The sequence below is a fragment of the Pseudomonas sp. SF2 genome, from assembly GCF_036858055.1.
Lineage (GTDB): Bacteria > Pseudomonadota > Gammaproteobacteria > Pseudomonadales > Pseudomonadaceae > Aquipseudomonas.
Genome location: NZ_JAMBDI010000030.1, coordinates 128,509 through 136,737, shown reverse-complemented (window position 1 = coordinate 136,737; position 8,229 = coordinate 128,509). Strand labels below are relative to the sequence as shown.

The following is an 8,229-nucleotide window of genomic DNA, read 5'->3' as shown; positions in this document are numbered from 1 at the left end:
AAAGCCGCTCCCACAGGGTATGCGGACTGCTTGCAAGTGCAGTTATCTACGCCCCAAAGGGCTGGGCCAGCTTCCACAGGTACTGCACAAGGCTTGGAGCCGATGCAGTCGAGGTGGGAGCCGGCTTGCCGGCGATGGGCCGCCAAGCGGCCCCCGCTTTACCCTCACTTGTATCTGACTGGCGCGGTCACGCTCTGCCCCAGCGCCGATTTCACGGTCACCGTCGCCGGCGTGGCCGGGCCATAGCCGCTGGTGGTTGCCACCAACCGCCAGCTGGCACCGCTGCCCGTGGCGGTCATTGTGGCGGTGCCCAGGTTCACCGGGCCGCCGGTGGTAGCCACGGTCACAGTGATGCTGTTGCCCGTGGCCACCGAGGTAGTGCCTGCGACCTCCCAGGTGAAACGGTTGCTGCTGAGCACCTGCACCGTGGCAGTGGTGACCTGGATCTGGTCGATCGCCGCTGCGCCTACCGCGATGCTGACCGTGGCCGGTGTTACCGATTCGGCGCCCTTGGCGTCACGCGCCGAGTAGTTGAAGCTGGCGGTGAACGGCGTGGCAACCGTAGCCGGCGGGGTGTAGGTCACCGTGGTGCCATCGGTGCTGGTGGTGCCCTGGCCGGAGTCCGGTTGGCTGAGACCGACGACCTTCAGCGGCAGGTTGCCTTCCGGGTCGGTGTCGTTGGCCAGTACATTCAGGGTGATCGGCTTGCCGGCCGTGGTTGCGGCGCTGTCGTTGGCCGCGACCGGCGGCTTGTTGACCGGGTCTTCGCCTTGGTCTTTGGTGCGGAATGTCGGCAGGCCAACCGAAGCCACGTACTCCACGCCATCCCAGCCCGGCAGCGGGGTCGGCATCACCTGGAACTGGCCTGGGTGTTCCAGGTCCCAACGCAGCAGCATCGATGAGTCCTCATGCTGGGTGTTGTGGCAATGTTCCATGTAGGTACCGGCAAACTCGCGGAAGCGGATGGCCATTTCCACTTCCTCCGACGAATCGACATCCGGCCCGATGCGGTACACGTCCTTGCGCGCCCACTTTTCCCATTCTGGCGGTGCCTTGCCGTCGCGGCTGAGGATCACTCCTTCCTCGAAGTGCACATGCACCGGGTGGCTCCAGCCATTGCCGCCGTTGACGATTTTCCACACTTCCAGGGTGCCGTCGCCGCTGAAACCGCCGTCGGTGGACTGCTGGGCCAGCTGTGGCGCCGCACCGATACGCCGTGGGTCCATGCTGTAGCCAAAGCCGCCATCGGTCTTGATGGTCCAGGGCTGGGTATCGGTACCGTCGGAGCGACCGAAGATGAACTCGCGGTGGCGGGCCGCCTTGAGCTTGGCCTGGTCGGTGGCAGAGTTGCGGTCAATCGGCAGTGGTAGCATCTTCAGGCCTTCGGCCTTGCCCGGTTTGGCCGGCTCATAGTCTGCGGGGTTCATGCTCAGGTCCTGGCCACTGTAGGGCTGTACCACAAGCTGCAGGAACTTGCCGATCCCTGGGTCGCCGTTTTCCCAGCGCGGGCCGCTGGTGGTCTGCTTGATCACTGGCTTGTACTTTTCCGAGAGCACGTCGGCCAGCGCGATGGCGCCTTCCGGCCCCTTGCCGCTCAGGTGCTCTTCCAGGTTGACGAAGTACAGCTTGTCGCCGACCTTGATGCCGTTCTTGGCGAAGTTGATGATGATGTCGTAACGCTCGGCGATACCTTGCAGTGGCAGGATGCCGTTGTTGTCCTGCAGGTTGCCGTCACCGTTGAGGTCCAGGGTGCCGTCGAACGGCACGGTGTGCTCCATGATGTTGCCGTCGTTGGCGATCATGTGGAACGGCACCCGCGCATACGATACGTTGGAGCCGGTCGGGCCTTTGAATTCGCCACTGGTGCCGGCAATTTCCCGCACCACGGCGAACTTGAAGTAGCGCGACACCGAGCCGTTGAGGATACGGAAGCGGTAGCTGCGTGCCCGTACCTTGAGCACGGGCCGGTACTGCCAGTTGACCAGGATCTGGTCGCCGAGGAAACCATCGGTGTTGAACGGGTTGAACCACAGCTGGCCGCTGGCATCCCAGGCCTTGTCGGCGATCACCAGGTTGACGTCATAGTCGCGGTTACCCCACGGCATGCCCGAACCACTGGGGAAGCGCAGGTTCACGCCATCCTGCAGCGCCTCGTTGCCACGGTCCAGGGCGCTGTAGTAGTTCATCATGGTGGCGTTGCCTTTGTAGACGTTCTGCGCCGTGAAATCCAGCATGTGGTCGTGGAACCAGTGGGTGCTCATGGTTTCGCGCCAGTCACCACGAATCTTGATGCTGCCGTTCTGGCAGGTTTTCAGGCCTGGCGAGGCGTCATTGACGAACAGGGTTTCACCCGGCGAGCAGGGGAAAGCCGCACGCGGGTCCTGGGCCCGGGTGTTGATGGTGTCGTAACCGGCCAGTTGCAGCGGCCAGCGGTAGTCGTAGTACTGCCCTGGGAAGAAATAGGCGTTGGCAAAGCCGTCACTCTCGGCCGGTGAGTGGCCGTTGTGCTCGTGGGTCGAAAGGGTGTGCAGGCCAAAGCCGGCGTTGGCCGAAGGGTCGATCGGCAAGGCGTTGTAGTGGCGCATCAGGATCGGTTGGCCATAGCGCACCATCAGCAACTTGGGCGGGAAGGTGCCGTCGAAGGTCCATAGCGACTTGTGGTTTTGCAGTGGCATTTTCGGGTGGAAGCGGGTGTCGATACCCTTGGTGGTGCCCAGCGTGGTCGGGATGTCGGAGGTCTGGTAGTACAGGCCGCCCGGGGCGAACTCGCCAACCGCGTAGTTGTGCAGTTGCCTGCGGTCACGCAGGCCAAGGTTGATGCGCGCACCGGCCTGGGCGGTCTTGAACCCCGCCTGCGGGGTGAACTCGTTCCAGCGCTGGTGCGACCAGCCTTTTCCTGGTGGCCGGCCTTCCGCCGGCGAACCGACCGGCTGGCGGTTGAGGAACATCTCGATCTGCGCCTTCCACGGGTTGCGGTCGAGCACGTTGGAATACTGGGTCGGGAACGGGTACAGGCCCGGCTGTTTGAGGAAGGCTTCCAGGGCCGTGCCGCTGGGGCCGCTGCGAGCTACCACGTTAGGGTCCTGCGCCGGTGCTGCGCCCAAGGTGGGCACGGGGAAGGTCAGGGGGGGCGGCGGCAGCGTGGGGTCGAGCTTTTCCGTGCCGAATTCCTCGAACAGCAGCAACTGCTGGGTAAACGGCAGTGCCCCGAACAGCGGGCTGGGCTTGCCGTTGGTGGGGTATTTGTTACCGGTTTGCAGGGCCGGCGGCAGCACGTTGTTGGCGCGTACCGTGTCGCGGTCGCCGTACACGCCATTGGTCAGCTCCAGCGCACCTTGGTTGGTCGGCGGCATGTTGTAGAGGTCTAGCAAGGCCTGGGTCGGGTCGGCCGGCTGGTTGGTGTAGGCCGACGGGTCGGTCGGCGGTGGCATGCTGTTGTCGTCGAGGGGAGCAGCGGTAGCCGTTACCAGCCCGAGGCCGAGCATCAGCGTAATGACGGTGGACAGCTGGAATGCGTGCCTGGCTGGGTGGATCACGGCAGATGTTTTCATAGCCTTGTGCCTCGCTCGCGGCCTTATGGCTTTACGCTATCGATGGCGTTTTGCCCGTTTATGGGGCTAGAGCAACGGTTGTGCCAACCCAAATTGGGGGAATACCTTTCCAAACAAATCCTTGTAGTGCCTGATGTGCGTTAAATGCCGTAGCGTCAAAAATGGGTGAAGGTCCCCACTAGTGGGTCACCCATTGCCCACTGATTGGGTAGTGACAGCACCGGCGCCCTGGGGTATACCTGAGCGCCACCAAGGGGCGCCCGGCAATGGGCTGATGAACCGCTGGACGCTGCAGCGCGGTGCCCCCACGAACCTGATCCGGATCAGGCCGGCGAAGGGATGTGCCTTGTAAACTGTCTTTTGCCGGCCTTGCTGTGAGGCTCGTCCATGCCAAGGCAGTGAACCGGCCGACATACCAGGACTTCGTTGCCTTCCTGCAAGCCGAACTCGACCGCGTCGGCCCACAGGAAGCCGTGTTGGCCGGTGACTTCTGCCAGCGCACCGTGGCGCTGGAGCGGGCTTTCTTCAACGCCGTCTACCCGGAGGACAACTGGGCATGGATATCTTCGATCGCCTCAAGGCCGCTGCCACGCCGCAGTGGAACAGTTATGTCGACCACGACTTCGTGCGCCAGATGGGCGAGGGTACGCTGAGCGATGCCGCCTTCCGCACCTACCTGGTACAGGATTACCTGTTTCTCATCCAGTTCGCCCGCGCCTGGGCGCTGGCTGCCTACAAGAGCCGTCGCCCGGCCGACATCCGCGCTGCGCAGGCCGGGCTGGCGGCGATTCTGGACGAAACCGAGCTGCACTTGCGCCTATGTGCACGCTGGGGCCTGACCCAGGCCGATATCGAGGCGGCACCAGAACACCAGGCCACGGTTGCCTATACCCGCTACGTGCTGGACTGCGGCGCTGCGGGTGACCTGCTCGAGCTGCATGTGGCGTTGGCACCCTGCGTGATCGGCTATGCCGAGATCGGCCGAACGCTGTCCGAGCGCATTGGCGATTTGAGCAGTCACCCGTACCGTGAATGGATCGCAGAGTATGCCGGCGAGGGCTACCAGGGTGTCGCCACCGCGGCGCGCAAGCATCTGGACGAGCTGGCAGCGCGGAGCATGACCGAGCAACGGTTTGCCGAACTGGTGAGGATTTTCGGCCAGGCGTCCAGCCTGGAGGCGGACTTCTGGCAAATGGGGTTGGACGGAGCCTGATTTGCTGCCTGCCCCGGCCCTATCGCCGGCAAGCCAGCTCCCACAGGTACTGCGCGGGCTTCAGGGCTGTGGTTTACCTGTGGGAGCTGGCTTGCCGGCGATAGGTCCAGTAGCAAATATCACAAGGCTTGGGCCACTATGCTGGTAGGGCCACCAGCCAAGCCCAGGGAGAAGCATCATGAACATCATCAACGCACGCCTGCGCGGCAAGCCTGGCCTGTTCCGCATCGAACTGAGCGGCGAACGCATAGCCGCCATCAAGCCCCAGGCCGACGGGGTGGCGCCGCGCGCTGGCGACGACCTGGATGCCGGGCAGAACCTGGTGGTGGCACCCTTTATCGAACCGCACATCCACCTGGACGCCACGCTAACCGCTGGCGAGCCGCAATGGAACATGAGCGGCACCCTGTTCGAAGGCATCGAGCGCTGGGCCGAGCGCAAGGCAATCACCACCCACGACGACATCAAGAACCGCGCAAAAAAGACCATCGGCATGCTGGTGGACCATGGCATCCAGCATGTGCGTACTCATGTCGATGTCACCGACCCCACCCTGACCGCGCTCAAGGCCATGGTCGAAGTGCGTGACGAAGTGCGCGACCTGCTCGACCTGCAGATCGTCGCCTTCCCCCAGGAGGGTATCGAGTCGTACGCCAACGGCCGGGCGCTGATGAGCGAAGCGGTGGCCATTGGCGCCGATGTGGTTGGCGGCATCCCGCATTTCGAAAACACCCGCGACCAGGGCGTGTCGTCGGTGAAGTTCCTGATGGACCTGGCCGAGCGCACCGGCTGCCTGGTGGACGTGCATTGCGACGAGACCGACGACCCGCAGTCGCGCTTCCTCGAAGTGCTGGCCGAAGAGGCCCGGGTGCGCGACATGGGTGCCCGGGTGACAGCCAGCCATACCGTGGCCATGGGCTCGTACGACAATGCCTACTGCTACAAGCTGTTTCGCTTGCTCAAACAGTCGGGTATCAACTTCGTCTCCTGCCCGACCGAGAGCATTCACCTGCAAGGGCGTTTCGACAACTTTCCGAAACGCCGCGGTGTCACCCGCGTGGCCGAACTCGACCGCGCCGGGATGAACGTATGCTTTGGCCAGGATTCCATCGTCGACCCTTGGTACCCGCTGGGCAACGGCAACATCCTGCGTATTCTCGAGGCCGGCCTGCACATCTGCCATATGCTTGGCTACGAAGACCTGCAGCGCTGCCTGGACCTGATCACCGACAACAGCGCCCGCACCCTGAACCTGGGCGAGCGCTACGGCATCGAGGTGGGGCGGCCGGCGAACCTGTTGCTGCTGTCGGCGCCGGACGATTACGAGATGGTACGCAGCCAGGGGCATGCGCTGGTGTCGGTACGCAACGGTAAGGTGCTGATGCAGCGGACGCCGGCGCAGGTCCAGCGCTTTGTCTGACGCCGGCGTGGTCTCAGGCGGCCATCGCAGCCAGGGCGCAGCTTGAGATCTGCGCATCCTGTACGGCTACACCGGTCAGGTCCGCCAGGGTGATCTGGCCATCATGCTCACGCCCTTTGGCGCGGCCAGCCAGCAGTGTACCCAGTTCGATCAACTGGTTCGCGTCGATCCGGCCGCTGTTCAAGGCGTGGGCAACCTCGCCGTACTGGCTGCACTGGGCCATCGAGTCGACGATGATGCGATCTGCCCTGGCCACCAGCGCCGGGTCCAGCTCCTGCTTGCCTGGCGCATCGGCCCCGACAGCGGTGATGTGCGTGCCGGGCCGGACCCACTCGCTGCGCAACAACGGCTGGCGGGACGGGGTCGTGCAGACAATCAGGTTTGCCGCCGTGGCGACCTCTGCGGCGTCATGCGTGGTCCGCACCTCGTAACCCAGCTTGCGGGCAAACGCGCCATAGGCGGTAAGCCCGCTGTCATGGGGGCCCCAGACAACGACCCGGCGGCAGTCGGTAACCGCACCCAGCTGCTCAAGCTGCATCCGCGCCTGCATGCCGGTACCCAGGATGCCAATGGCGGTGACCTGTGCCGGTGCCAGCAAGCGCGCAGCGATACGCCCGGCCAGGGCTGTGCGCATACCGGTCAGCCAGCCCTCGTCCTGCAGCAGGGCCAGTGGTTGCCCAGTGAGCGCAGACAGCACCAGCATCAGGCCATCGTTGCTCGGTAAGCCCTTGGACGGGTTGTCATAGAAGCCGGTAGAAAGCTTGACCGTGAAGGTGGTGCTGCCCTCTATATAGGCCGACTTGACGCAGCAGTCACCGTTGGCCCCGGGGAAGGCAAAGCCCTGGACTGGCGGGACCTGCGCCTTGCCCTCGGAGTAGGCGATGAAGCCTTGTTCCAGGCAGCGTACCGCGACTTCCGGGTCCAGGCTGGCGATGATCTGCGCTTTGCTGAAGACCTTCATTGGATGGCCTCGAGGAACTTGTCCAGCAGGATGTTTCGGCCACACAGGATTACCGCGACGCGTTTGCCACGGTAGCGCTCGGCAAGCTTTTGCATGCCGGCGACAGCAACGCCGGCGGCACCTTCGATGATCCAGCGTTCACTGCTGGCGATATCGCGCATGGCCGCCCTGATCTCGGCCTCGCTGACCAGCACGGTATCGGTCAGCAGCGCCAGGCACAGCGGGAAGGTGATGCTGCCGGGCTCGACACCGCCGGCCGTGCCATCTGACAGCGTGTCAGTAGCTTCCACATCGATGATTTCGCCGGCCTTGAGCGACTGCTGCAGAGCCGGATCATTTTCTGGCCAGCAGCCGATGATGTCGGTGCCAGGCTTGAGTACCCGCAGGGCTGCAGCAATACCGGCAATCATTCCGCCACCGCCTACGGCAACGAACACGGCGTCAAGCTCTGGCGCCTGCTCGAATAGCTCGATGCCGATGGTGCCTTGGCCAGCGATGACTTGCGGGTCGTTGTAAGGCGATACGAACGGTTTACCCTGGGCCTTGGCCTGCCTGGCCGCCTCCAGTTCCGTACTCAGCGGGTCGGTGGGAAGGCAGACCACTTCGGCGCCCAGTGCACGCATGGCCTCCACCTTGTACGCAGAGGCGGAAGTGGTGGTGTAAACGGTGACAGGTACGCCAGCGCGTTTACCCGCCAGTGCCAGCGCTTGCCCGTGGTTACCGGAAGAGGCGGCAATCACCCCCTGCTGGTGTTGATCGACCGGCAACAGACGGATCTTGTTGCTGGCCCCACGAAACTTGAACGAGCCGGTGTGCTGCAAGTGTTCGCATTTGAGCAGCACCGTGCAGCCGCTCGTTGCCGACAATCGGGCACTGTAGGTCAACGGGGTGATGCTGACGGCCGGGCGCAGCGCCACATGGGCATCCTTGATCGCTTCGTATAGCGCATCAAGGTAATGGGTATCGACAACGGTGGGGGAAGCTGTGGCGGCTGACATGACTGCACTCCTGCCTATATATGGAATATATGTCCACCGTAGACTAATAGTCCATCCAAGGCAATAGGGCGAGCGAAACCGTCGGC

The 8,229-nt window shown here is 63.7% G+C and carries 5 protein-coding genes and 1 pseudogene; 3 read left to right on the top strand and 3 right to left on the bottom strand.

What is annotated here, in order from left to right:
- Positions 1–164: 164 nt before the first annotated feature.
- Positions 165–3,551, bottom strand: coding sequence for an Ig-like domain-containing protein (locus tag M2S36_RS18485; protein WP_333957585.1), 3,387 nt, complete (start codon positions 3,549–3,551; stop codon positions 165–167).
- Between the two features lie 413 nt (positions 3,552–3,964).
- Between M2S36_RS18485 and M2S36_RS18480 the strand changes: the two are divergent.
- The 3 genes and pseudogenes from M2S36_RS18480 to codA all read left to right on the top strand — a co-directional run.
- Positions 3,965–4,096, top strand: a pseudogene (locus tag M2S36_RS18480) (TenA family protein); the annotation flags it as partial.
- A 5-nt stretch (positions 4,097–4,101) separates the two neighbouring features.
- Entirely contained in the window at positions 4,102–4,764 is a 663-nt protein-coding gene (gene tenA / locus M2S36_RS18475) for a thiaminase II (RefSeq protein WP_333957613.1), read from the top strand.
- A 178-nt stretch (positions 4,765–4,942) separates the two neighbouring features.
- Positions 4,943–6,184: a cytosine deaminase gene (gene codA / locus M2S36_RS18470; protein ID WP_333957584.1), complete on the top strand. Its 1,242-nt coding sequence runs from the start codon at positions 4,943–4,945 to the stop codon at positions 6,182–6,184.
- A 13-nt stretch (positions 6,185–6,197) separates the two neighbouring features.
- Here codA and M2S36_RS18465 read toward each other — a convergent pair whose 3' ends face one another.
- Positions 6,198–7,145 (bottom strand): ornithine cyclodeaminase family protein, encoded by a 948-nt coding sequence (locus M2S36_RS18465; RefSeq protein ID WP_333957583.1) that lies wholly within the window; start codon positions 7,143–7,145, stop codon positions 6,198–6,200.
- Positions 7,142–8,143 (bottom strand): threonine/serine dehydratase, encoded by a 1,002-nt coding sequence (locus M2S36_RS18460; RefSeq protein WP_333957582.1) that lies wholly within the window; start codon positions 8,141–8,143, stop codon positions 7,142–7,144. The genes M2S36_RS18465 and M2S36_RS18460 overlap by 4 nt, the downstream gene beginning before the upstream one ends.
- Positions 8,144–8,229: the final 86 nt, after the last annotated feature.

Coding starts and splice junctions, on each gene's coding strand:
- M2S36_RS18460 (WP_333957582.1), bottom strand. CDS start 8,143: ATGTCAGCCGCCACAGCTTCCCCCACCGTTGTCGATACCCATTACCTT.
- M2S36_RS18465 (WP_333957583.1), bottom strand. CDS start 7,145: ATGAAGGTCTTCAGCAAAGCGCAGATCATCGCCAGCCTGGACCCGGAA.
- codA (WP_333957584.1), top strand. CDS start 4,943: ATGAACATCATCAACGCACGCCTGCGCGGCAAGCCTGGCCTGTTCCGC.
- M2S36_RS18485 (WP_333957585.1), bottom strand. CDS start 3,551: ATGAAAACATCTGCCGTGATCCACCCAGCCAGGCACGCATTCCAGCTG.